Genomic DNA, 24,512 nt, shown 5'->3' on the forward strand with positions numbered 1-24,512 from the left:
TATCTGAAAACCTTTCTACACTTAGTACACTCGGTTCAGCCACTAACTAAGTATAGAGAGGTTTTATGCCAATTTTACATGGACAGTTATCTAGCCTTAACCAATTACTAATCACGTGCCTCACTACAAAGCGACTTAGCTATTTATTGATTACACAAATCGTTTTATTTTTGTTAATCAACAGCTCACTAATCGTTAATGCTAAAGCCGCTCAAGAAGACTCTAAAAAGCAAACTGTTCCTGCAATTCAGTTACCTACTCAATATCGAGAAAATATTAAGGTCAATGAATATTATGTTAGCGAAAAGTTAGATGGTATTCGTGCATATTGGGATGGACATAAGCTACTTTCCAAACAAGGCAATATCTTTACTGCACCAGATTGGTTTGTTGCACACTTTCCAACACAAGCGGTTGATGGAGAGCTATGGATCGCCAGACAAACCTTTGAGCAAGTCTCTAGCATTGTGCGCACTCGCGATAGCCAAAATCCAGACTGGCAACTGGTCAGATTTATGATATTTGACCTGCCTACTAGCCAGTACCCTTTCGGTGAACGTGTTGCAGCAATGCAAAAGTTAGTGACTACAACAGATAGTGCTTATTTTAAACTAATCCCTCAGCAAAAGATTAAAGACAATGCCGCTTTATTTAACTTATTAGATAAAGTGGTTAATGAAGGCGGTGAGGGCTTGATGCTACATCACCAAGATGCCTTATATCAGCATATTCGCAGTCGTGACTTAATGAAATTAAAACGCTTTGAGGATGCCGAAGCCACAGTGATTGGCTACTTGCCCGGTAAAGGCAAGTATCAAGGTTTATTAGGGGCTTTACAGGTCGAAACAGAAGATGGTATCCGTTTTAAAATTGGCACAGGCTTCAGTGATAAAGAAAGAAAAAATCCACCACCAATAGGTTCGGTCATCACTTATCGTTACACCGGTAAAACACGTCATAACATCCCTCGATTTGCTTCTTTTATGCGGATTAGAGCAGTTTATTAATGACCGTTATATTCGCCTTTGGAAAATCATAATCGATTAAATCAGCAGGTTGAATCCATTTTATTTGTTGCCCTTCTAGTTCACTTGCTTCACCAGTAAAATCGGTGACTAAATAAAAATGGAGGGTTAAAGCGAGATCATCATAATCAAAATTTAAAGAATCAAAGAGTCTATATTCGGTGGCAGTTAAGCCCACCTCTTCTTTTAATTCTCGACACATGGCTACATCAAGCGCTTCGCCTTGTTCGACTTTCCCGCCAGGAAATTCCCATTTACCAGCTAAATGTTGGCCTTTTTGGCGTCGGCTAATTAACAACTGTTGTTGTTTATTTTGCACAATAGCAATACTAATGGTTTGTTGTGGCATCTACTTCCCTCTTATTAAAAAAGGTGGCCTTCAACGAAGTACCACCTTTTTATACCAGTTATTTTAACAACTAAAATAGATCAGTTAATTAGTGTCATTGGTATTATTCATAGCTTTACCGATAAGCCTAGCTTAGTTTACCGTGACATTGCTTGTATTTTTTGCCTGAACCGCAAGGACACGGATCATTACGGCCTATTTTTTTATCTTGGCGAACAAATGTCTCGTCTACTTCAGCAGCTTCAGGTTTTTCTTCTTCACCATCACTGTTAACTTGTGCATGTTGGTATTGAATATTCGCTTTTGCTTCCGCTTCACGACGTTGCTCTTCAATCGCTTGAGCTTCTTCTCTGCTTTGAATTTGTACTTTAGACAAGATTCCTACAACATCTGTTTTTAAGTTTTCGAGCATAGCAATGAATAACTCGTAAGACTCACGTTTGTACTCTTGTTTTGGATCTTTTTGAGCGTAACCACGTAGATGAATACCTTGACGAAGATGATCCATCGCCGCTAAATGCTCTTTCCAAAGCATATCGATAGTTTGCAACATTACTGATTTTTCAAACCCAGCAATGATTGACTCACCTACTTGCTGTTTTTTATCTTGGTAAACAGTACGGGCATGTGTAACTACTTTTTCGCGAATCGTTTCTTCTTGTAAGTTAGCATCATCGATTAGCCATTGTTGAACAGGTAGTTCAATGAGGAAATCTTGTTTTAAACGCTTCTCTAAACCTTCTAGATCCCATTGTTCAGTTAACGATTGTTGAGGTACATACTCATCAATACAACCATTGAATACGTCATCCCAGAACTGTTCAATATTTTCAGTGATTGTTTCGCTGTCCATCACACCGTTACGTTGTTGGTAAACTACTTTACGTTGATCATTGGCAACATCATCAAAATCCAGTAATGATTTACGCATATCAAAGTTACGGCCTTCCACTTTACGTTGTGCATTTTCAATGGCACGAGTTACCCATGGATGCTCGATCGCTTCACCATTTTCCATACCTAATTTCTTCATCATATTAGATACTTTTTCAGAAGCGAAGATACGCATTAACGAATCTTCCATTGATAGGTAGAAACGACTCTCACCAGCATCACCTTGACGACCAGCACGACCACGTAACTGATTATCGATACGACGAGATTCATGGCGTTCAGTACCAATAATGTATAAACCGCCTGCCGCTAATACTTCAGCTTGTTCCGCTTTCCATTTCGCCGTTTCAGCTTCGATTTGCTGCTCAGATAAGTTACCTAGTTTTTCAAGACGGTTTTGTAAATTTCCACCTAAAACAATATCCGTACCACGACCGGCCATGTTAGTAGCAATTGTCACAGAACCAAGTGCACCCGCTTGTGCGATAATATCAGCTTCTTTTTCATGGAATTTAGCATTTAACACGCTGTGTTTGATTTTAGCTTTTTCCATTAAGCTTGATAGCAACTCAGAACTTTCGATAGACACAGTACCAACCAATACAGGCTGACGACGCTCTAAACGAGTTTTGATGTCTTCGATAATAGCTTGGTATTTTTCTATCTCAGTCAGATAAACTAAATCACCGCCATCTTTACGTGCCATTGGACGATTAGTTGGGATAACAATAGTTTCTAAACCATAGATAGATTGGAATTCAAATGCTTCAGTATCCGCTGTACCTGTCATACCACCTAGTTTTTCATATAAACGGAAGTAGTTTTGGAAGGTAATTGAAGCTAATGTTTGGTTTTCGTTTTGAATTTGCACACCTTCTTTTGCTTCTACCGCTTGGTGTAAACCTTCAGACCAACGACGGCCTGGCATTGTACGGCCAGTATGCTCATCAACAATAACCACTTCGCCCTCAGCTGTTACAATGTATTCAACATCTTTTTCAAACAAGGTGTGAGCACGTAAAGCAGCGTTAACATGGTGTAATAAACTAATACTAGAAGCTGCGTATAGAGAAGTATCTTCTTCTAATAAACCACGCTCTTGTAAAATACGTTCTACTTTTTCCTGACCACGTTCAGTTAGCAATACTTGTTTGCTTTTTTCATCAACGGTGAAATCACCTTCGCCAACATATTCTTCAGTATCTTCTTTATCTTGTTTGCTTAATAAAGGAATAATACTGTTTAATTTGGTGTAAAGTGTCGCATCGCCATCAGTTGGTCCAGAGATAATTAACGGTGTTCTTGCTTCATCGATTAAGATAGAGTCAACTTCATCAACGATAGCAAAGTTCAGACCGCGCATTACACGTTGTGACGCTTCAAAAGCCATGTTGTCACGTAGGTAATCAAAACCAAATTCGTTGTTAGTCCCATAAGTAACGTCAGCTGCATAAGCCGCGCGTTTCTCTTCACCTGACATACCCGATAAGTTAATACCAACCGTTAAGCCTAAGTACTCAAATAACTTTGCATTCCACTCAGCATCACGACGAGCAAGGTAATCATTCACGGTAATAACATGAACGCCCTTGCCTGTTAAAGCATTTAGATAAGCCGGTAACGTAGCAGTTAAGGTTTTACCTTCACCAGTACGCATTTCCGCAATTTTATTCTCGTTTAATACTATTCCACCAATTAACTGTACATCAAAGTGACGCATACCAAATACACGCTCAGATGCACTTCGAACAACAGCAAAGGCTTCAACAAGGATATCATCAATGGTCTCACCATTAGCAAGACGTTCCTTGAAATAAGCAGTTTTTGCTTTTAACTCTTCTTCGGACAGTGCCTTTATCTCTGGCTCAAGTTTATTAATTTCATTAACAACTTTGCGTAAGTTCTTAAGATAACGGTCATTTCGACTGCCTATTATTTTTGTTATTATCGATGTGATCATTTTGCTTTTCTCATTGTATAAAGTCGGAAAAAATTGTCATTTAACTTGGTGTTCTTTGTATATAATAATTTGGATCTATTTGTTGGCCATTTCTAAGTACTTCATAATGTACATGTGGGCCTGTTGAGCGGCCAGTAGTTCCCATTACCGCAACTTGCTGCCCTTTTTCAACAACATCACCAACAGAAACAGTGATCGCAGAAGCATGTGCGTAACGTGTCATCAAACCACTTCCATGGTTAATCTCAACTAAGTAGCCATAACCATTTCTTGCTTCAGAAATAGTTACCACGCCAGCGGCAGTTGCCATAATAGGCATGCCTGAATAACCTGCAATATCGACACCTTTATGACGGCTTAAACGTCCAGTAAATGGATCTGTTCGCGTTCCAAAAGGAGAGGAAATCCAAGACCCTTTGTAAGGCACTGGACGACCAGAAATGAATAGCTCATCAATAAGATGGAGATTGTTAAAGGTAATTTCAAGTTGTTGAAACAAATTTTCATTGTTTTTGTACTGTTCTTCTAATAATGACACCTTTTTAAGCAATGGCAAAAGCTCGTCATTATCTAATGGGGGCACACTACTCGTATCTGGCGCGGCAAGGTTATCGTCTGTTTCAGTTGTTTGTTCTGTTTGTGTATCTAATTCAAACTCTTCTTTTGGTAAGTTTGATTTATCAATGATTCTTTCGCCTAAACTATTTAAACGGTTGCTTTGCGCTTGCAACTCTCCTACCTTTTCAGCCAGTGATTGTAGTTGTTGGTTAGTTTGTGAGGCAATAGATTCTAGATATTGTTGCTTAATTTCATTTTTTTCATGTAATGCGTTTATTTTGTATTGTATGAACTGTTGATGGTAGTGTGATTGTAGTAACCAAGCACTGGTCATCAATACAGCCACTAAAGTAATGCAGGCAAAAATAAAAGTAGATTTTGTTATAGAAAAGCTGTGTTTAGACTCCTTCCTATTATAAATAACCGTTATACTCATAAACCCAATTCACTTTTGATGGCTGTTATGACAAGAAATAAAAAACAACCTAAACCGATCTCGTTATTGTTGGATAAAAATAACTTCCAACAAAGCACATCATTAATAACTAAATTAGATATAGTACTACAAAGGTTTTTAAAACAACACAATATCAGTGGTTGTCGTATAGGAAATATTGAAAATGGGAGCTTGTTAATAGAAAGTCCGAGTGCACTTTGGGTGCAACGCTTACAATTTATACGAAGTGACCTATTGAGTGAATTACGCCAACATCACTCATCAGTTAAAAATATTAAAGTGAAAGTTAATCCGCAGCTAGCAAAAGCTTCCCCTACTCAACTAAAAAAAGCAAAACCAGTTAAAAAACGTGCACAAAAAATGAGCAAAGGCATTGCTGAATCTTTTTTAGCATTAGCCGAAAATGCTGACCCACAACTAAAAAAAGCACTGCAATCTTTAGCAAAATTTTCAAGTGATAAAGAGTCATAAACTTCACTCTATTTTATAACCGTCTTAAGAGAAATCTGTTCAATTATTTCATCCCATTTATAAATAAGAGTTCTAAATTTTGCGTAGTAAAAAGTGACTTAGCTTGAGACGTTAGTAAAGCCTTTGTAAGATTAACATCGATAATCGTTTTAAGGGATTAACGAAAAGAGGTTAATTCTTTAATGGCTATTTCCTTTACCGAGCTCCAACCAAAAATAAGTTATTTTAATAAGTAAAACAGTTCGTTATTTAATGTGATTGGTATAAGCCATCATTATTCGTAAAGCAAAAAAAAACCACCTTGTTATTGCTAACAAGGTGGTTTTTAGAGAGTCGGTTATAAACCAACTCAACAGTATTTATGCAGGGACAAATGCTGGTTCGATATATTGCACTGGAGATTCACTCACAGGCTCTTCAAAGGTAACCATTTCAAATGCTTCTTGATCTGCTAATAGTGCACACAGTAACTTATTATTTAATGCATGGCCTGTTTTGAACGCTTTTAAATGACCTAAGATGGTAAAACCAGATAAGTAAAGGTCACCGATTGCATCCAATACTTTATGTTTTACAAACTCATCTTCGTAACGTAAACCCTCAGGGTTTAATACTCGGAACTCATCTAAACCAATTGCATTATCTAAGCTTGCGCCTAATGCTAAATTATTAGATTGAAGGTATTCAACACTCTTCATGAAACCAAATGTACGTGCACGGCTTATCTCTTTAACAAAAAGGTCACCAGAAAATTGCATCTCTACATGTTGATTTTGACCTTCGAATACTGGGTGATCAAAGTCAATTTTAAAATCTAAACTAAAGCCATTGTCTGAAGGGTGAAGTTCGGCCCACTTGCCTTCTTCTTCATCTTCAACACGCACAGTCTTCTTAATACGGATAAATTTCTTAGCTACATTTAACTCTTCAATACCTGCTGATTGCAGTAAAAAGATAAACGGACTTGCACTACCATCCATAATTGGAATTTCAGGTGCATCAACGTCAATAATTACATTATCGATACCTAAGCCAGCTAATGCTGCAGATAAATGTTCTACAGTCGAAATTTTTTGACCTTGCTCATTAACTAAACAAGTACATAATAATGTTTCTTGTACAGCGTGAGCATGTGCTTTAAAGCTAACTACAGGGTCGAGATCTATTCGACGATAAACAATACCTGAGTTGGCAGGTGCAGGGTGTAGCTGAATAGTTACTTTATTCCCTGAATGTAAACCAACGCCCGTTGATTTTACACTTTTCTTCAATGTTCTTTGTTTAATCATAAGAATGATCTCCACTACGATAATTTCTGCTGCGAATTATAGCAGTTTGCGACTTACATCACAAACTGTAATATTTACAAGGTAATATTAGTTATCCGCTTGACGTCTTAAAAACGCAGGAATATCTAAATAACTCTCAGCACTGTTTTTATCTTTAACTTCAGCAATTGGTTCAACGATTTCAGGCTCAGCCTGAGCTGCTTCTTCAGTTGCTTTAGCTAATGCTTTTTCTTCTGCCTGTACACTAGCATTACTAGTATTATCGGCAGCAACTGTTCTTTCTGTAGTCTCATTTACATCTTTTTTGCTATTTAATGTTGGATTTTTAACTACATTCAGTTCTGACTTACGTTCACCGATACCGGTCACAATCACTGTAACGTGTAATTCACCGCTCTCAAGCGTTGGATCAACCGTTACACCAATGATGTTTTGAGAATCTTCAGAGGCGAATTGTTTCAGTGCATCGCCGACTGTGTGGTATTCATCCCAACTGAAATCAATACCAGCAACAATGTGCACTAATACACCACGCGCATCTGAAAGATCAACATCTTCAAGCAATGGACAAGAGATAGCTTCTTCAACGGCTTCTTCTGCACGATTTTCACCAGCAGAAACACCAATCCCCATTACTGCAGTTGTACCTGCTTCTGTCATCACGGTACGTACGTCCGCGAAATCGATATTAATAGTACTTTCTTCATTATTAATAATAGACGAGAAACCAGAAACTGCATCATAAAGTACACCATTAGCCGCACTTAACGCATCTAAGAAGGAGATACCTCGAGGCAATGATTTCTGTAATTTATCATTTGGGATAATTAATAAAGAGTCGATGTTTTCAGATAAACGTGCAATACCCTGCGTCGCGTAATTCATACGCTTACGGCCTTCAAACATAGAAGGTTTTGATACAACACCAATCGTTAATGCACCTTCTTCTTTTGCTATTTCAGCAACAACAGGACAAGCACCAGTACCTGTACCACCGCCCATACCAGCAGCGATGAAAACAACATCGGCACCCGTAACGATTTCACGAATACGTTCTTTATCTTCTAATGCAGATTTATACCCAATTTCAGGGTTAGCACCAGCACCAAGGCCATTGGTTATATTTGACCCTAGTTGTAAACGAATATCTGCTTTTGATGAACGTAATGCCTGAGCATCCGTGTTCATTGCAATAAATTCGGCACCTGTTAGGCCTTTTTCGATCATATAATTGATCGCATTACCACCACCACCACCGATGCCAATAACTTTGATTATGGCCTGTGCTGAATGATCTTCGTCATCGATTATTTCAAACATTTGATTTTCTTCCACTCTATTAACTTCTTGTGACATCGTTTGTTACCACCCAATCCATGAAACTTGATAACTAATATTCTTTTTTAATCCAATTTTTAACTTTGCTAAAAATACTTGTAAAGCGATTTTCAGCTTCGGCTTCTTCTTCACCGGAAAATTCATTATTTTTATGTCGTAATAAACCAACAGCTGTTGAGTAAGCTGGAGAGTTTACATCATCTGCTAAACCTTTAATATGCTCTGGCTTACCAATTCTGACTTGAATATTACCAAATACTTCTTCAGCAACTTCAACTAAACCTTCAATTTGTGCAGCGCCTCCCGTGATAACAACACCGGCAGCAAGCTGCTGTTTTAAGCCTTCACGTGCAAATTTATCGTTTAGTTTATAAATTTCATTCTTCACTAAGGTCAATAATTCACTGTAACGTGGCTCAATAACGTCTACTAAAATAGAACGTTGTAAACTACGTGCTGCTCGACCACCTACACTTGGTAATTCGATGATTTCGTCACTGTTCACCAATGTTCTATCTAGGCAACCGTATTTAACTTTAACTTCTTCTGCAGACGTTGGCGGAGAGCTAAAAGCAATAGCGATATCATTAGTCACTGAATTACCAGCATAATCTAATACCATACTATGTTGTAAGGCACCTGCGATATAGATAGACAAGTCCATTGTACCACTTCCCATATCGATCATGCATACGCCTAGCTCTTTTTCATCTTCACTCAAAATTGCAGCGCTTGAAGCAACACCTGATGATGTAAGTTGGTCAATAACTAATCCACATCGTTCAACTGCTTTTTCTAAATTTTTAACAAGATCGTTGTGACAGGTGATTAAATGTACATTTGCTTTTAATTTTACTCCTGACAACCCAATTGGATTGTTAATTCGGCCTTGTGAGTCAATAGAATATTCTTGAGGTATAACATGCAATAAACGTTGCTCATCACGTATTTTAACAGAGCGAGCATTATGTAACACACTCTCAACATCATAAGCTGTGACTTCATGTGCTTCTATTGCCCATGTACCCGTTTCATTAATCGATTCAATATGAGAACCTGACACAGATAAGTTCACCGATGAAACACGACAGTCAGCCATATCTTCAGCTTGTTTTAATGCACTTGAAATAGACTCAACGACAGAGTCTAAGTTAGTCACAGAGCCTTTATCGACACCTTTAGAAGGAGCAGAGCCCACACCAACAATATTAATCGCATCATTTGCTAATAATTCACCAATCAAGACAACAACTTTATGACTACCGATGTCTAAACCAACTGTGTAATTACTTTCCATTCGTTCATCACCATTTTCTCTACGTATAAGAGAATAATTAACTTTATTGTAATACTAATTATAGTAAATATATGATTAATTTCACTATTTTAAATTCTACTCATAACGATATAGACAATTTAAACAGTTAAATTAGCCTATTTTACTAAGCCGATTATGTTGAAAATATTCAACATAACTATTTTTCTTCTTGTGCTTCTTTCCAGCCGATTGCTAACCCCGTGTCATAACGTAAATCTACGTAATCGATGGTATTGATATCGTAATTTTCAGCAATCCTAGGAAATGCTTTTAAAAATATCTGAATACGCTCCAGCTTTTGTTCTTTACCAAGTTTTAAACTAATGCCATTTTTTAACACTAGTTGCGTGGCATTACGTTTGTCACTAGACAAGGCCGCGATGCGATAATGGCTAGGCGCTAATAACTGCTTTAGTTGTAAGTAGGTATTTAACACCGCCTCTGATTGCTCATCCTCACCGGATAACGCAACAAACTGATCTGTTTGGTCAGGTACTACATCGATAATTTCACCAAATCGATTCAACAATGACTTCTCATTCCAAGAAGCAGCTATCGCTTGCTCTACAATATGTATCTTTAATGTATCAGGCCAATGTTTACGAATTGACGCTGAATAAACCCAAGGTTTCGCTTCTAGTTGCTTTTGTATCTCAGTAATTCGCAAAGTAAAAAAGTTTAATTTATCTTTTTGCTTTACGAGTACACTTCTAACCACATCTTCCGTTACATGGTGTCGCTCACCAGTTAAAATCAAACCAGTGAGGGGTAAAGACTTCTCATCCGTTAGCCAATGCTTAAGTTTGAAAAAACCATCCTGTAAAGTATAAATCAACAGCAAAAAAACAAAGAAGCTAAGCCATTTGCTGATGGTGATTTTTTTTAGCTTCAGCCACATAAATTATAAGGTTTGCTCTAATATACGTAATACAAGTTGATCGAAACTAATACCTGCTTGTTTTGCCGCTTTGGGTACTAAACTGGTCTCAGTCATACCTGGCACAGTGTTAACCTCTAACAAATACCAGTTATGCTGTTGATCTCGCATAAAGTCAACACGTCCCCAACCGCTACATCCCACCGCCATAAATGCTTCTTCAGCCAATTGATTTAATTCACTCAATTGCTGGTCATCTAAACCACAAGGACACAGGTATTGTGTGTCAGTTGATTGATATTTTGCTTGGTAATCATAAAACGTATTAGTGGTTTTCATACTAATAGCCGGTAATGCTTTACCATTAAGCATGGAAACCGTAAATTCATCTCCAGTGATCCAAGATTCTAACAATACTTTTTTATCGTACTTAAACGCGTCTTCTAATGCTTCAATCAGTTGTTCTGGCGTTTCCGCCTTTGCCATTCCAATACTTGAGCCTTCATGTACAGGTTTTACCATCACAGTACCAGACAAGGCGCTTAGTATATCTTTAGCCTGCGCAGGTTCAAAGTTTTCTTTGACAATAATTTGATACGCTGCAGTGGGTAATGCGCAACTTTGCCAAATTTGTTTAGTTTTTGCCTTATCCATACCAATGGCAGAGCTAGAGACGTCACTTCCCGTATATGGAATTTGTAGTGTATCTAAAAAACCTTGGATAGTGCCGTCTTCACCACCACGGCCATGAAGTACAATAAATACACGCTCAAAACCTGAGGCTTTAATTTGCGATACATCATCATATTTTGGGTCAACAGCATGGGCATCAACGCCTTGACGAACCAATGCGTTTAATACTGCTTTACCAGAGCTTAATGAGACTTCACGCTCTGCGCTATCACCGCCAAATAAAACCGCTACTTTACCAAACTCAGTTGTCATTAATTTGTGCTCGCTTGTTGCATTTTTTCAATATCTAATTTCAATTCTGCTAGTGTTTTCACTACTGCACCGATATTACCTGCGCCTTGTGTTAACACTAAGTCACCATCTTGTAGCACTTTGGCCAATGCACTTGGTAATGCTGCTGGAGAGGGAACAAAGATAGGCTCTTTATTACTTTGCTGACGGATAGTACGACACAAAGAGCGGCTATCAGCGCCAGCGATTGGTGTTTCACCGGCAGCATACACATCTAACAGTAGTAGTTGATCAACCTGTGATAACACATTTGCAAAATCTTCGTATAAATCACGCGTACGTGTGTAACGGTGTGGCTGATATGCCATTACTAAGCGCTTCTCTGGCCAACCTTCACGTGCAGCGTTAATCGTAGCTTGTACTTCCGTTGGATGATGGCCGTAATCATCAGCTAGCATCGCTTTACCGCGACCAGTTTCGAATTCACCATAGTGTTCAAAACGACGGCCAATACCTTCAAAACTCTCCAATGCGGCAAGAATAGCAGCATCTTCAATATCATCTTCCATTGCAACTGCAATGGCCGCAGCCGCATTTAATGCATTATGTTTCCCGGGTAAGTTAAGATGAATAATTAAATCTGGGCGATTAGCTCTATGAACAACAAACTCACTACGGTTCACTGTTTGTTTGAAGCTAGATATGCGCACATCAGCTTGTTCGCTAAAACCATATGTAACACATTGACGAGCAAATCGCGGGATCAATTCTTCAACGACTTTGTCATCTAAACACACAACCGCAGTGCCATAAAACGGCAGATTTTGAATAAACTGAATAAAAGTATCTTTTAATACTTCAAAATCACCTTGATAAGTATCCATATGGTCTGCTTCGATATTAGTCACGACAGAAACCATTGGCTGAAGGTGTAAGAAAGAAGCATCACTTTCATCCGCTTCAGCGATTAAATAACGACTTTGCCCTAATTTAGCATTGGTGCCTGCGCTATTTAACAGTCCACCGATAACAAAGGTGGGATCTAAATCAGCTTCGCGGTAGATACTAGCAATCAAACTGGTTGTAGTTGTTTTACCGTGTGTACCGGCAACAGCGACGCCATGGCGATAGCGCATTAATTCTGCTAGCATTTCAGCTCGACGAACGACAGGAATACGCGCTTGTTTAGCGGCTAATAACTCTGGGTTTTCTGGGTTAATCGCTGTGGAAACAACCACCACAGAGGCGCCATAGATATTTTCTTGAGCATGACCAATGAATACTTCAACACCTAATGAACGCAGACGTTTGACGACTGTATTTTCTGCGATATCAGAACCAGTAATTTTATAACCTTCATAGGCTAATACTTCGGCGATACCGCCCATACCCGCACCACCAATACCGACAAAATGAATCTGTTTTACACGACGCATTTCAGGGATCATGGTACGAATTTCTGCTAGTTCAATTTTTATCATTAGGATTCACTTCTACTTTATTTTAACACTAAAGACTGACAAACGGCTGCAACTTGCTGCGTAGCGTCTCTAATAGCTATATTTTTACAATTTTGGCTCATTTCATTAAGCAAATGCCTATTTTGACTTAATGTCACTAAACATTCACTTAATTTATTTGCATTCAACTCTTTTTGCGCAATCAATATTGCTGCATCTGCACTCACTAAGTTCTGTGCATTTTTAGTTTGATGATCATCCACAGCATGTGGCAAAGGAACAAAGATAGCTGGTAGTCCTACAGCCGCAACTTCTGCTACGGTTAAGGCACCTGCTCGACATATAATAAGGTCTGCCCACTGATAGGCCGAAGCCATGTCGCTGATAAATTCTTGTACTTGATAATCAACCTGAGTTTGTTGATAACTAGCAGTTACCGACTCAGCAAAGCCTTTACCTGTTTGATGTAAAATAGACACCTGCTGAGCATCGAAGTTCAGCAAAGCATCAGGAACCGTTTCATTTAAAACACGAGCGCCTAAACTTCCACCAATCACTAATACTTTTAAAGCTTGCTCTGGCGCAGAAAAGACTTTTTCAGGTAAGTCTAACAACTCTTTTCTGATTGGATTTCCTACTAAAACAGCCTTTTCACCAGAAAATGCACCGCTAAAACCCATTAATACCTTTTTAGAAAAATAAGAAAGAATTCGATTGGTTAATCCAGCCGTTGCATTTTGTTCATGTAACACAACCGGAATGCCCATTGTCCAAGCCGCAATTCCACCGGGTCCACTGGCAAAGCCGCCCATCCCTAATACTAAATCAACCTTGCGCTTTTTTAATACTTTACGAGCTTGAAAGATAGACTTTATAACTTGAAATGGCGCTGCTAATAAGCGTTTAATACCGTTACCTCGCACGCCCACGACGTCGATGAAGTCAATTTCATAGCCATGCTCAGGTACCAGTCTAGCTTCCATTCGTGCAGCAGTGCCTAACCAGCTTACTTGCCACCCTTCATTTTTTAATTTATTAGCCACAGCCAAGCCAGGAAAAACATGTCCTCCAGTGCCTCCGGCCATTACTAATAACGTTTTTGCTTTATTCATTATTTTCCACCACAGGCTTAGTTGCTTTATGAGCAACACTCGGCTTTTTCTTATTATTCTTTCTAGTTATACGCGCTTGCGCTGAATGAATACGCGTTTCAAAATCTATTCTTAACACTAAACCAACCGCTATCGCGATAGTGATCAAACTTGAACCACCATAACTGATTAAAGGTAATGTTAAACCTTTAGTAGGAGCAATACCTGACGCAGCACCTATGTTTACCGCCGTTTGGAAAGCAAACCAAATAGCAATACCAATAGCAACATACCCTGAAAAAATAAGGTTTTTTTCTAAAGCTTTTTTACCGATAGTAAAAGCCTTATAAACCAAAACAAACTCTAAAATAATAACGATGCTTACGCCGATAAAACCCAACTCTTCAGCCAAGATAGCCATGATGAAATCAGTATGCGCTTCTGGCAAGTACTCTAGTTTTTGAACCGAATTACCCAACCCTTCACCAAACCAACCACCACGACCAAAGGCCATTAATGATTGGGTTAGCTGGTAGCTTCGACCAAACGGATCTGACCATGGATCTAAAAAACCAAATACCCTTGCCATACGATAAGGCGACGTCACAATTAGCAAAATAATTACTGACAACAAGGCAACTGCAATACCCACGAAGGAGATCATTCTTGCATTCGCAATAAATAACATGCCCATCATGATCACTACAATTACGACTGTTGATCCTAAGTCTGGCTGTAATAGTAACAACATAGCAAATATCGCTAATACCACTAGAGGCTTGATAAAGCCTTTAATGGTGTCGATCACTTCCTTTTGACGACGTAAAAGGTAGCTAGAGATGAATAAGACAACAGAAAGTTTCGCAAATTCTGACGGTTGAATATTTAACGGACCTAAACGTAACCAACGTAATGAGCCATTTACTTCAGTACCCACAATCAGAACCGCTAATAAACCTAAACCAGAAAGTAATAAAATAATCGGCGTATATTTATGCCAGTGATCGATGGGAATAGACACCACAGCCGCTAAGATAAATAAACAGAGAATAATGTAGATCAGGTGACGCTTTAAGAAACGAAATGGGTCGGCAGATAGCGCAATCCCTTCAGGCATTGAAGCAGAGGCAACAATAATCAAGCCAATTCCCATCAAGGTGAATACTAAAACCAAATAAGAACGGTCGTATGCCCTAGGATGTGTTTCAGATTCCACGGTGAGTGATTGATATATATTGCCCAACTTAGCTAATATTGCAGCAAACATCACTCTGATGCCTCCGTGAGCGCATTTACTAATTGCATGAAGTGTTCACCACGCGCCATAAAATTTTTGTACATATCTAAACTCGCACAGGCAGGCGTTAAAATAGCTAAATCTCCAGATTTTGCCTGTTGTTCAATATGAGCAACCGCATGTGCTAAATCCTCGACAATAACTGCCGCAGGATGTTGCGCAGCAATTAACGCGGCATCCTGACCAAAACAAACAATCTGTCCTTTAATTTCAGTTAATGCACTCGCTAGTTCAGTAAAATCTGCACCTTTACCATCTCCACCTAAAATAACATGTACTTTACCTGAAATAGTTTCAGACAAACCAAGTAATGCCGCTTGAGTGGCACCAATATTGGTGGCTTTAGAGTCATTAATCCAACGTACGCCTCGATGTTCAGCAACAAACTCACACCTATGATTAAGGCCTTTATATGCCTGTAACGCTGCCAACATCAGATCCATCGGCAAAGCAACTTGCTCACCTAGCGCAATGGCTGCTAACGCATTCATCCAATTATGCTTACCGCTTAATTTGATTGCGCTGCAAGGTAATAGAGGTTGCTGATTTTTAGCTAAAAAAGGCTCGTCCTGTTGCAATACAATACCAAACTCTGAATGGTCAAAACCAAAGCTAATTTGCGGTTGCTGTTGCGTAAAAGTAAGAGGGTCATCTCGATTGATTACACACATGTTACTTTGCATATAAATTTTATGCTTTGCATCTATATAAGCTTGGTAACTTGGGTAGCGATCTAAATGATCTTCACTAATATTTAAAATAGTTGATACATCTGCGTTTAAAGATTCTGTTGTTTCTAGCTGGAAACTCGAAAGCTCTAAGATATAAAGTTGAATATCTGGGGATAATAGATCTAGGGCTGGCACACCAATATTACCGCCAACACCTACATTAACACCAGCATGAGAAGCCATTTCACCCAGTAACGTGGTAACTGTACTCTTACCATTTGACCCAGTAATGGTGACTAATTTAGTATTTTGGTAAGCAGGTGTTGCTAGCTCTCGAGCAAATAGCTCAATATCGCCGACAACTTCAGCACCGGCTTCAATTGCTTTCGCAATCGCTGGCGTAGTAATGGCAATACCAGGGCTAACAACTAATAGATCAAAACTAGCAAGACGTGTTGCGGATAAAGGGCCAATCACCAACTCAGTATTAACATCCAGCTTATCTTTACCTGGAGGAGTAGAGCGAGTATCAAAGACAGTAACATCAATCCCTTTCTTATTGAAAAATGTAACACAAGATAAGCCTGTGACACCTAACCCAATAATAGCAACTCGCTTGCTTGTCATATTAACGTACCTTCAGTGTCACTAGTCCGATTAAGACTAATACAATTGTGATGATCCAAAAGCGCACAATAACACGCGGTTCTGGCCACCCTTTTTTCTCATAATGATGATGAATTGGAGCCATTCTAAAGATACGCTGTTTACGCATTTTATATGAGCCAACTTGTAGAATAACCGAGACAGTTTCTAATACAAAAATACCGCCCATGATAACCAATAAAATCTCTTGTCTCACTAATACTGCAATAACACCTAAAATGGCACCTAATGCCAATGAGCCTACATCGCCCATAAATACTTGTGCAGGGTAAGTGTTGAACCATAAAAAGCCTAAACCAGCTCCGGCAATGGTGCCACAAATGATCACCAGTTCACTAGCCTGTGGAATATAAGGGATAAACAAGTAATGAGAATAATTAACATGACTTGTTAAGTAAGCAACTAATGCAAATGCAGAAGCGACCATCACAGTTGGCATAATAGCTAACCCATCTAAACCATCTGTTAGGTTAACGGCGTTACTACTACCTACCACAGTGAAATACACCAACGGAATAAATAATAAACCTAAGTAAGGCATATACTCTTTAAAGAAAGGTACCACTAATGTTAATTGCGCATCGCCTTGTGCCGTAAGGTACAAAACAACACCTAATACTAACGCAGTAACTGATTGCCAAAAGTATTTCCAACGAGCAATCAAACCATCAGGATGCTTACGCACTACTTTTAAGTAGTCATCCATAAACCCAATCGCTCCAAAAGAAACGGTGGTAAACAATACAATCCACACATAAAGGTTATCGAGTCGTGCCCATAACAGTGTACTTAATACAATAGCAGCAAGGATTAACACGCCACCCATGGTTGGTGTACCCGCTTTACTGAAATGAGACTCAGGACCATCATCACGCACAATTTGACCAATTTGTTGGCTTTGTAAGTAACGAATTAATTTAGGCCCGGCCCATAATGAAAATGCCAGTGCCGTTAACACAGCTAATACCATTCTCACGGATAAGTATGTTAAAACATTGAAAAAAGTATAATGACTCGAAAGTAACTCTGCTAACCAGACGACCATTTTTTAAAATCCTATTTTGTAAAGCAGCTTAATAGCTGATGATGAAAGCTTACGCACTAAATTTCCCTTTAATGAAAGCCACTATCTCTTCCATCCTTGCACTACGCGAGCCTTTAACAAGCACCACTACTTTCGATTTTTGACCGCTCAAAAAAGCATCAATAGCTAATTCAAGTTGTTGTTTGTCTGAGAAGTGTTCCGCCCCTGCATTTGGAGAGGCAGCATTATACGCATTTGTTGCTAGTTGACTCAAATGTCCAACTGTAAATAATTTATCAATGCCCTGTTGTTGAGCATACTCACCCACGGCACCATGTTCTTGTTCTGCATAATCGCCTAATTCACCCATATCACCACAAATTAACAGACGTAGACCTTGATATTGTGCCAATAAATCAATCCCTGCATTAACCGATGCAGAATTTGCATTATAGGTGTCATCAATCACTGTCAGTTGTTCAGTCACTACAGAACAATTAACACGACCAGCGACTTGTTGTAAGGATTCAAGCCCTTTTTTAATGATTGCCAATGAACAACCTAGAGCCAACGCCATACTGCTTGCAGCCAATGCATTACTGACATTGTGTAACCCAGGAAGGTTCAACTGGACGGTAATATTTTGTTGGATATTTGCAGAGTTTGGGAAACTTGCTGGATTAATGTTCAATTTGAACTGAGCCTGCCCTAATGGGTTACTATTAATATCAGTAGCAAACACATCTGCAGTTTTAATATTTGGATCTTTTGAAAAGCTAAGATAAGACTGTTGCTGATTAGTTAGTTTGTCGATAAACGGTTGTGCAAACTTAGCATCTAAATTAACGACGGCAGTCCCTGTTGCACTTAAGTTTGACCAAATTTCTGATTTTGCCGTTGCAACGCCTTCGAGAGAACCAAACCCCTCTAAATGCGCAGGCATAATATTATTAACCAAAGCTACATCAGGTTTTGCTAATGCAGAAGTATAAGCAATTTCACCAATATGATTCGCGCCTAATTCGACTACTGCATATTGATGCTGAGTAGATAATCTCAATAAGGTTAATGGTAAACCAATATCGTTATTAAAATTGCCCGCCGTGGCCAGTACAGCGTTTTGATCATCACAATGCGCACTAAGAATCGCACTCAATAACTCTTTACAGGTTGTTTTACCATTACTGCCAGTAATCGCAGCACACTTTAAACCGGTTATTTGCTGTCTGACATAACGCCCTAATAAACCTAATGCAATACGCGTATCGGGAACTTCAATCACTGCATTATTAAAAGAGATCGCAAGTTCACTTGCCTCTTCGACCAGTAATACCGCAGCACCTTGCTCAACTGCGCTTGGCAGCAATTGGTGAGCATCGAAAGACGGCCCTTTTAACGCAATAAACAGATCACCTGCTTGAAGGGTGCGCGTGTCGGTACTGACACTGTTAATAATAACAGAGGCACATTTTGCAGCGCTATGATAACCTTTTCTCAAACGACCATGGGTAGCTTCACATAACTGTTCAATTGTGAGTTCAATCATTATCATTGTCCTGTATTGCTTCTTCGTTTAACAATGTTTGCAGACATTCTCGATCGCTGTAATGCACTTTCTTATCACCAAATATTTGATAATCTTCATGGCCTTTACCTGCTAATAAAACAATGTCATCTGGGTTTGAGTTTGCTAATAAATATTGAATCGCTTGTTGACGATCATGTATTACTAAGGCTTTCTCTGGAGCCGTTAATCCTGCTTTAATATCTTCCACAATTAACTTTGCATCTTCACTTCGTGGATTATCATCAACAATCATCACTAAGTCCGCCACTTGCTCAGCAACATTGGCCATTTGTGGGCGCTTGCCTTTATCTCGGTCACCTCCGCAACCAAATACAGCAATAATACGACCTTGCTGCTTATGATGTTGTAATGCTTGAAGCGCATTATCCAAAGCATCCGGTGTATGAGCATAATCAACGACAAAAGTGACTTGCTGTTTAGGGAAGAAATATTGTTCCATTCTACCTGGTACAACAGTTAGTTTGGCCATCACTTGTTGAATGGCAGCTAACGAGAAACCGTCGGCTAATAATGCACAGCTAACTGCAGCAATATTCAGCACATTAAAATCACCATAAAAGGGTGTGTTAATAACCCCAGAGCCCCAGCTTGACATAAATTCAAAAGCTAATCCCTGCGCTAAGTAGTCTACTTTGGTGACGTTAAAATATTGACGCTCTGTGAAATTAAAGTCGATGTTTAAGCCGTAAGCGATAGCTTCTGGGTATAACATTAACCAATTTCGTCCTACTTGATCATTGGCATTGATAATACGATGTTGTAATGGGAATTTTTCAAATAACGTTTGTTTGGCATCAGCATAAGCTTGCATAGTGCCATGGTAATCGAGGTGATCACGGGTTAAATTGGTAAAAATAGCCGTGTTAAAAGGGACTGCAGCAATACGCCCTTGCACCAAACCATGAGAAGAGACTTCCATGATGGTACGTGTTGCGCCTTGCGTTTGATAACTAGCTAATTCGCGGCAAACTGAAATAGCGTCTAATGTAGTATTTAAACTCGCTTGTAATTGGTTATACAACCCATTACCGATGGTGCCCATTTGTGCACTTTGTTGTCCAAGCAAGGTATAACTATTGGCCAATAAACTGGCAATCGTTGTTTTACCGTTAGTACCAGTAACCGCCGTCACCTTATGTAAATTCGATTGTGGGAAATAATAACGCATAGCAATCGCGCTTATTTTCCGTTGTAGCTGGAAAAGCTGAATAACAGGGACGCCACCTTGGTAACTTAGATAACCATTTTCATCCTGCACTAAAGTTTCAGATAAAACCGCCACCGCACCTGACTGAATTGCATTATTAATAAACTGGCGGCCATCGTTGACTGCGCCTTGTAAGGCAACAAACAAATCACCTTGTTTAACCTCTCTACTGTCTAAGGTCATACCAGAAATAATAGTAGATAATGATGATAGCGAGTCGTCTGGTGTTGGTAAGCTTGTTGCCAACAACCAAGACAGCACACAGCTAGGGTGAGATTGCTGTGTATCCGAGGCCATTACTTAGCCTCCAAATAGGTGTAACTCTCATCTCCACCATCAGGTAATACATGAGTTAATAATAATGTACTTTTCATTACTTCAGAGAAAACAGGCGCAGCGACATCACCGGCATAATAACGGTCGCCTTGCGGCTCATTAATCATCACAGCAATTGAAAAACGTGGGCGAGTGGCTGGTGCTAACCCAGCAAAGACAGCAACGTAATCATCACCGTATCCCCCTGCTTCCGCTTTACGCGAAGTCCCTGTTTTACCTGCAATACGATAACCATCTACTTTCGCTTTAGGTGCCGTACCGCCTTTTTCACTTACGCCTTCCATCATTTCGACTACTTCACGCGCAATGTTTTCCGGGATAACTTGTTCACCAGGCTGTTTTGCACCTTTAATAATGGACAGTGGGTATTGCACACCACCACTACCTAAAATTCCGTAAGCTTTAGCTAATTGTAATGTCGTTGCAGTAATACCATAACCAAAAGACATGGTCGCTAATTCGAAATCAGACCAACGATGACGTATCGGTAAACGGCCAACACTTTCACCAATTAACCCAATACCCGTATCATTACCTAAACCAAAGTCAGCAAAAGTTTGCTGTAACTCTTCAGGCTTTAAACGTAAAGCTAATTTACTGACGCCAATATTACTGGACTTTTTAAGAATCTTACCTAAATGCATTTTACCGTAGTTGTGGCTATCACGTACTCGACGACCACCTAAATTCATCCACCCTGGAGAAGTATCAATGACCTCGTCAACATTAGTTTTATGGTGAATTAGCGCACTTGCAACCACTAAAGGTTTAACCGTTGAACCAGGCTCAAAGGTATCTGTAATAGCGCGATTACGTAATTTATAAGCTTGATATTGATTACGATCATTAGGATTAAATGAAGGATAGTTAGCCATAGCAAAGATTTCACCACTATGAATATCAATGACCACAATCGAACCAGAAGTCGCATTATTCATTTTAACAGCGCGCTTTAACTCACTGTATGCAACGGCTTGGATGCGTTGGTCTATGGTTAATTGCAAGTTACCAGCTAATTTTTTCTCTTTTAGTACTTCGATATCGTCGATAACATTACCTAAACGGTCTTTACGAACACGTCTTTTACCCGTTTGTCCTTCTAGATAATCGTTGTAACTTTTTTCAATACCTTCAATGCCCTGTGCATCGAGATCTGTTAACCCTAGGATATTGGCATTAATTTCGCCGGTAGGGTAAAAACGATGTGATTCTAATTGGCTAGCAATACCAGACAGCTTTAATTGTTTAACATACTGTACAACTGGATCATTGACTTGACGTTTCAAATAAGCAAAACGAGATCTAGGCTTTTGTAAAGTTTTTGCAAGCTCAGCCATTGGGATATCTAGTACTTCAGCTAATGCTGGCCACTTTTTAGATTCGTAAAAGAATTTTTTGGTATGGCGTTCAAGACCCGTTTTAGGATTAACAACAACACTGTTTTCCCACTCGTCTTTAGTAAAAGCGAAATGTTTTTTAACTTCTTTAGGATCCACCCAAATCGCATATGCAGGCACACTGATCGCCAACTCTTCTCCGTTACGATCTTCGATATTACCACGATGTGCAACAGAGCTCGTTACACGTAAACTACGTTTATCAGCTTCATTAGTAAGGTATTCAGGCTCTAAAATTTGGATAAAAGCAAGGCGAGAGATCAATGCAACCGCGATCAAAGAGATAGTCACCGCAACAAAAATATATCTACCCGACGAATAAGTAGGATAGACTTTTTTCTTGCGCGTTTGCGGGCCCGCTTTAGGCCTTGATGTACTGCGTTTTCTATTCATCGAATTTCCACTAATACACTATTTTTTTTAGTTGGCTGCGCCATTGATAATTGGTCACCAGCTACGGAACGGATCCGACTATGCTCATCAAGCGTATGCTCTTCGATCAATAAGTTTCGCCATTCAATCATTAAGTTGTCTTTTTGTTGTGACAGGTATTCTTTTTTTGTCACTAACTCACGTGTTTCGTGTGTAACATAAATATTATATAACGCACTGATTAGTATCATTATTCCAAGTATGACCAAAATAACGTTATGACGTAAATCAGCCAAAATAATTAACAATAAGTTATCACGCGATGCCACCATCTTAGTTTGCCTCTGGCTGTCTAAGTTTTTTAGCAACACGCAACACCGAGCTACGCGATCTCGGGTTTGCTTGAATTTCTGCGGCACTTGGTTTTAACGCCTTCCCTACTGATTTCACGTTTTTACCTACTTGCATTTGTGCATCAGTCAACGGTAAACCTGCTGGATACTCTGGCCCTTTTTCTTGTTTGCGAATAAAGCGTTTTACAATGCGATCTTCCAAGGAATGGAAACTGATCACAGAAAGCTGTCCACCGATCGCTAAAATATCTAACGCGCCATCCAGTACTTTATGAATCTCTTCTAATTCGCTATTAATATATATGCGTATCCCTTGGAAGCTGCGTGTAGCAGGATGTTTTTTCTTCTCACGCTTTGGACAAAGGCGCTCAATTAACTGTGCTAACTGTAACGTACGGGTAAAAGGAGTTTCTTCACGATCCGCTACAATCGCGCGAGCGATACGGTAAGCAAACTTCTCTTCTCCAAAGGTTTTTAAAGCCCAACCAATATCATCAACATCAGCTTTAGCTAACCAATCCGCAGCGCTAATCCCTGACGTTGGATCCATACGCATATCTAACGGACCGTCACGCATGAAGCTGAAACCACGCTCTGCATCGTCTAATTGTGGTGATGACACGCCAAGATCTAATAACACACCGTCAATTTTTCCAGCTAAGCCCATCTCTTTAATGTAATCAGCGATACCAGAAAAAGGACCGTGAACGATATCAAAACGACTATCTTCTAATTTCAATGCTTCGGCAGTGGCAATCGCACGCGGATCGCGATCGATTGCAATTAATCTTCCGTTTGGCCCTAGCTTGGATAAGATATGTCGAGAATGACCGCCTCGTCCAAAGGTGCCATCAACATAAATACCATCAGGTTTAATTGCTAAACCATCAACAGCTTCATCTAATAATACGGTTATATGCTCACTCATTAGAACGAGAACTCCTTAAGAGAATCACTTAATTCCATGCCTAACGACATATCACTTTGTAGATCTTGCTGTACTTGTTGATGCCACACTTCCTCATCCCAAATTTCAAATTTATTCAATTGGCCTACTAACATTATTTTTTTATCTAATTTTGCATGCTGACGTAATGTCGGAGCGATCAAAGTACGACCACTTTTATCCAATTCACACTCACTAGCGTGCCCTAGAATCAAGCGTTGTATACGTCTTTCCTGTGGGTTGGTACTGGATAAACCGCGTAGTTTATTTTCTATCAATAACCATTCATGTAATGGGTAAAGCAATAAACAGTTTTGTGATTGAAAATCGATGGTGCACACAAATTGACCCTGACAGTTATCCGTCAGCCAATCTCGATACCGAGTTGGAATCGCAATACGTCCTTTTGTATCAAGATTTATTGCATTTGCACCACGCAACATGATTATTCAATTCCATTTTTTGATGGGTAAATGATCCACTTTCTCAGAAAAAGATCCACAAATCGACACTTTTCCCCACTTTTGACCACCCAGTCTAATAAACTCCAATATTATTGCAAGTGATGGATCTTTTAAAATAGTGATATAGATCTCACTTTTATCTGTAATCCATTTTATTTGCATGGTTTATCAGTTAATAAA

22 protein-coding genes are annotated in these 24,512 nt (G+C 39.3%); 2 read left to right on the plus strand and 20 right to left on the minus strand.

From position 1 onward, the window contains the following. Positions 1–65 precede the first annotated feature (65 nt). The gene (locus OW492_RS09705) at positions 66–1,007 is read left to right on the plus strand and encodes a DNA ligase (protein ID WP_290039759.1); all 942 of its coding nucleotides are present in this window, start codon (positions 66–68) and stop codon (positions 1,005–1,007) included. On the opposite strand, the gene mutT is transcribed toward OW492_RS09705, so the two are convergent. The 3 genes from mutT to OW492_RS09720 all read right to left on the minus strand — a co-directional run bounded on the left by mutT (position 991) and on the right by OW492_RS09720 (position 5,222). Next, positions 991–1,374, minus strand: coding sequence for an 8-oxo-dGTP diphosphatase MutT (gene mutT / locus OW492_RS09710; protein WP_290039760.1), 384 nt, complete (start codon positions 1,372–1,374; stop codon positions 991–993). The genes OW492_RS09705 and mutT overlap by 17 nt on opposite strands. A 127-nt stretch (positions 1,375–1,501) precedes the next feature. Beyond that, positions 1,502–4,228: a preprotein translocase subunit SecA gene (gene secA / locus OW492_RS09715; protein WP_290039761.1), complete on the minus strand. Its 2,727-nt coding sequence runs from the start codon at positions 4,226–4,228 to the stop codon at positions 1,502–1,504. Positions 4,229–4,268: 40 nt separating this feature from the next. Beyond that, positions 4,269–5,222 carry a M23 family metallopeptidase gene (locus tag OW492_RS09720; protein WP_290039762.1) on the minus strand — a complete coding sequence of 318 codons (954 nt, stop codon included), beginning with the start codon at positions 5,220–5,222 and terminating at the stop codon, positions 4,269–4,271. A gap of 27 nt (positions 5,223–5,249) precedes the next feature. Between OW492_RS09720 and OW492_RS09725 the strand changes: the two genes are divergently transcribed. Then, positions 5,250–5,714, plus strand: coding sequence for a DciA family protein (locus OW492_RS09725; RefSeq protein WP_290039763.1), 465 nt, complete (start codon positions 5,250–5,252; stop codon positions 5,712–5,714). Between the two features lie 359 nt (positions 5,715–6,073). On the opposite strand, the gene lpxC is transcribed toward OW492_RS09725, so the two are convergent. From lpxC to OW492_RS09810, 17 genes are all read right to left on the minus strand, one after another. Next, positions 6,074–7,003: a UDP-3-O-acyl-N-acetylglucosamine deacetylase gene (gene lpxC / locus OW492_RS09730; RefSeq protein WP_290039764.1), complete on the minus strand. Its 930-nt coding sequence runs from the start codon at positions 7,001–7,003 to the stop codon at positions 6,074–6,076. Between the two features lie 87 nt (positions 7,004–7,090). Continuing rightward, the gene (gene ftsZ / locus OW492_RS09735) at positions 7,091–8,359 is read right to left on the minus strand and encodes a cell division protein FtsZ (RefSeq protein ID WP_290039765.1); all 1,269 of its coding nucleotides are present in this window, start codon (positions 8,357–8,359) and stop codon (positions 7,091–7,093) included. Between the two features lie 34 nt (positions 8,360–8,393). Next, on the minus strand, positions 8,394–9,638 hold the full coding sequence (ftsA, locus tag OW492_RS09740; RefSeq protein ID WP_290039766.1) for a cell division protein FtsA: 1,245 nt from the start codon (positions 9,636–9,638) through the stop codon (positions 8,394–8,396). Positions 9,639–9,816: 178 nt separating this feature from the next. Continuing rightward, positions 9,817–10,557: a cell division protein FtsQ/DivIB gene (locus OW492_RS09745; RefSeq protein WP_290039767.1), complete on the minus strand. Its 741-nt coding sequence runs from the start codon at positions 10,555–10,557 to the stop codon at positions 9,817–9,819. Positions 10,558–10,560: 3 nt separating this feature from the next. Further along, positions 10,561–11,481: a D-alanine--D-alanine ligase gene (locus OW492_RS09750; RefSeq protein ID WP_290039768.1), complete on the minus strand. Its 921-nt coding sequence runs from the start codon at positions 11,479–11,481 to the stop codon at positions 10,561–10,563. Then, a complete protein-coding gene (murC, locus tag OW492_RS09755) occupies positions 11,481–12,941 on the minus strand; it encodes a UDP-N-acetylmuramate--L-alanine ligase (RefSeq protein ID WP_290039769.1) in 1,461 nt (486 codons plus the stop codon). Before murC ends, OW492_RS09750 begins: the two co-directional genes overlap by 1 nt. 17 nt (positions 12,942–12,958) lie before the next feature. Further along, on the minus strand, positions 12,959–14,032 hold the full coding sequence (gene murG, locus OW492_RS09760) for an undecaprenyldiphospho-muramoylpentapeptide beta-N-acetylglucosaminyltransferase (protein ID WP_290039770.1): 1,074 nt from the start codon (positions 14,030–14,032) through the stop codon (positions 12,959–12,961). After that, positions 14,025–15,278 carry a putative lipid II flippase FtsW gene (gene ftsW / locus OW492_RS09765; protein WP_290039771.1) on the minus strand — a complete coding sequence of 418 codons (1,254 nt, stop codon included), beginning with the start codon at positions 15,276–15,278 and terminating at the stop codon, positions 14,025–14,027. Before ftsW ends, murG begins: the two co-directional genes overlap by 8 nt. Further along, positions 15,278–16,606, minus strand: a complete 1,329-nt coding sequence (murD, locus tag OW492_RS09770) for a UDP-N-acetylmuramoyl-L-alanine--D-glutamate ligase (protein WP_290039772.1) — start codon at positions 16,604–16,606, stop codon at positions 15,278–15,280. The genes ftsW and murD overlap by 1 nt, the downstream gene beginning before the upstream one ends. A gap of 1 nt (position 16,607) precedes the next feature. Continuing rightward, positions 16,608–17,690, minus strand: a complete 1,083-nt coding sequence (gene mraY / locus OW492_RS09775) for a phospho-N-acetylmuramoyl-pentapeptide-transferase (protein WP_290039773.1) — start codon at positions 17,688–17,690, stop codon at positions 16,608–16,610. 49 nt (positions 17,691–17,739) lie between these two features. Then, entirely contained in the window at positions 17,740–19,215 is a 1,476-nt protein-coding gene (gene murF / locus OW492_RS09780; protein WP_290039774.1) for a UDP-N-acetylmuramoyl-tripeptide--D-alanyl-D-alanine ligase, read from the minus strand. Then, complete coding sequence (gene murE, locus OW492_RS09785) at positions 19,208–20,761, minus strand: UDP-N-acetylmuramoyl-L-alanyl-D-glutamate--2,6-diaminopimelate ligase (protein ID WP_290039775.1); 1,554 nt, start codon at positions 20,759–20,761, stop codon at positions 19,208–19,210. Before murE ends, murF begins: the two co-directional genes overlap by 8 nt. Next, on the minus strand, positions 20,761–22,590 hold the full coding sequence (locus OW492_RS09790; RefSeq protein WP_290039776.1) for a penicillin-binding transpeptidase domain-containing protein: 1,830 nt from the start codon (positions 22,588–22,590) through the stop codon (positions 20,761–20,763). Before OW492_RS09790 ends, murE begins: the two co-directional genes overlap by 1 nt. Further along, positions 22,587–22,901 (minus strand): cell division protein FtsL, encoded by a 315-nt coding sequence (gene ftsL / locus OW492_RS09795; RefSeq protein ID WP_290039777.1) that lies wholly within the window; start codon positions 22,899–22,901, stop codon positions 22,587–22,589. The genes OW492_RS09790 and ftsL overlap by 4 nt, the downstream gene beginning before the upstream one ends. 1 nt (position 22,902) lies before the next feature. Next, entirely contained in the window at positions 22,903–23,850 is a 948-nt protein-coding gene (gene rsmH, locus OW492_RS09800; protein ID WP_290039778.1) for a 16S rRNA (cytosine(1402)-N(4))-methyltransferase RsmH, read from the minus strand. Then, positions 23,850–24,311: a division/cell wall cluster transcriptional repressor MraZ gene (mraZ, locus tag OW492_RS09805; RefSeq protein WP_290039779.1), complete on the minus strand. Its 462-nt coding sequence runs from the start codon at positions 24,309–24,311 to the stop codon at positions 23,850–23,852. The genes rsmH and mraZ overlap by 1 nt, the downstream gene beginning before the upstream one ends. Before the next feature lie 6 nt (positions 24,312–24,317). Next, positions 24,318–24,494: a hypothetical protein gene (locus OW492_RS09810; protein WP_290039780.1), complete on the minus strand. Its 177-nt coding sequence runs from the start codon at positions 24,492–24,494 to the stop codon at positions 24,318–24,320. Between the last annotated feature and the right edge of the window lie 18 nt (positions 24,495–24,512).

It is taken from the genome of Psychromonas sp. 14N.309.X.WAT.B.A12 (assembly GCF_030397575.1).
Taxonomy (GTDB): domain Bacteria; phylum Pseudomonadota; class Gammaproteobacteria; order Enterobacterales; family Psychromonadaceae; genus Psychromonas.

Excerpts from the sequence above, each read along its gene's own strand:
- OW492_RS09705 (WP_290039759.1), top strand. The coding sequence starts at position 66 with ATGCCAATTTTACATGGACAGTTATCTAGCCTTAACCAATTACTAATC.
- mutT (WP_290039760.1), bottom strand. The coding sequence starts at position 1,374 with ATGCCACAACAAACCATTAGTATTGCTATTGTGCAAAATAAACAACAA.
- secA (WP_290039761.1), bottom strand. The coding sequence starts at position 4,228 with ATGATCACATCGATAATAACAAAAATAATAGGCAGTCGAAATGACCGT.
- OW492_RS09720 (WP_290039762.1), bottom strand. The coding sequence starts at position 5,222 with ATGAGTATAACGGTTATTTATAATAGGAAGGAGTCTAAACACAGCTTT.
- OW492_RS09725 (WP_290039763.1), top strand. The coding sequence starts at position 5,250 with ATGACAAGAAATAAAAAACAACCTAAACCGATCTCGTTATTGTTGGAT.
- lpxC (WP_290039764.1), bottom strand. The coding sequence starts at position 7,003 with ATGATTAAACAAAGAACATTGAAGAAAAGTGTAAAATCAACGGGCGTT.
- ftsZ (WP_290039765.1), bottom strand. The coding sequence starts at position 8,359 with ATGTCACAAGAAGTTAATAGAGTGGAAGAAAATCAAATGTTTGAAATA.
- ftsA (WP_290039766.1), bottom strand. The coding sequence starts at position 9,638 with ATGGAAAGTAATTACACAGTTGGTTTAGACATCGGTAGTCATAAAGTT.
- OW492_RS09745 (WP_290039767.1), bottom strand. The coding sequence starts at position 10,557 with ATGTGGCTGAAGCTAAAAAAAATCACCATCAGCAAATGGCTTAGCTTC.
- OW492_RS09750 (WP_290039768.1), bottom strand. The coding sequence starts at position 11,481 with ATGACAACTGAGTTTGGTAAAGTAGCGGTTTTATTTGGCGGTGATAGC.
- murC (WP_290039769.1), bottom strand. The coding sequence starts at position 12,941 with ATGATAAAAATTGAACTAGCAGAAATTCGTACCATGATCCCTGAAATG.
- murG (WP_290039770.1), bottom strand. The coding sequence starts at position 14,032 with ATGAATAAAGCAAAAACGTTATTAGTAATGGCCGGAGGCACTGGAGGA.
- ftsW (WP_290039771.1), bottom strand. The coding sequence starts at position 15,278 with ATGTTTGCTGCAATATTAGCTAAGTTGGGCAATATATATCAATCACTC.
- murD (WP_290039772.1), bottom strand. The coding sequence starts at position 16,606 with ATGACAAGCAAGCGAGTTGCTATTATTGGGTTAGGTGTCACAGGCTTA.
- mraY (WP_290039773.1), bottom strand. The coding sequence starts at position 17,690 with ATGGTCGTCTGGTTAGCAGAGTTACTTTCGAGTCATTATACTTTTTTC.
- murF (WP_290039774.1), bottom strand. The coding sequence starts at position 19,215 with ATGATTGAACTCACAATTGAACAGTTATGTGAAGCTACCCATGGTCGT.
- murE (WP_290039775.1), bottom strand. The coding sequence starts at position 20,761 with ATGGCCTCGGATACACAGCAATCTCACCCTAGCTGTGTGCTGTCTTGG.
- OW492_RS09790 (WP_290039776.1), bottom strand. The coding sequence starts at position 22,590 with ATGAATAGAAAACGCAGTACATCAAGGCCTAAAGCGGGCCCGCAAACG.
- ftsL (WP_290039777.1), bottom strand. The coding sequence starts at position 22,901 with ATGGTGGCATCGCGTGATAACTTATTGTTAATTATTTTGGCTGATTTA.
- rsmH (WP_290039778.1), bottom strand. The coding sequence starts at position 23,850 with ATGAGTGAGCATATAACCGTATTATTAGATGAAGCTGTTGATGGTTTA.
- mraZ (WP_290039779.1), bottom strand. The coding sequence starts at position 24,311 with ATGTTGCGTGGTGCAAATGCAATAAATCTTGATACAAAAGGACGTATT.
- OW492_RS09810 (WP_290039780.1), bottom strand. The coding sequence starts at position 24,494 with ATGCAAATAAAATGGATTACAGATAAAAGTGAGATCTATATCACTATT.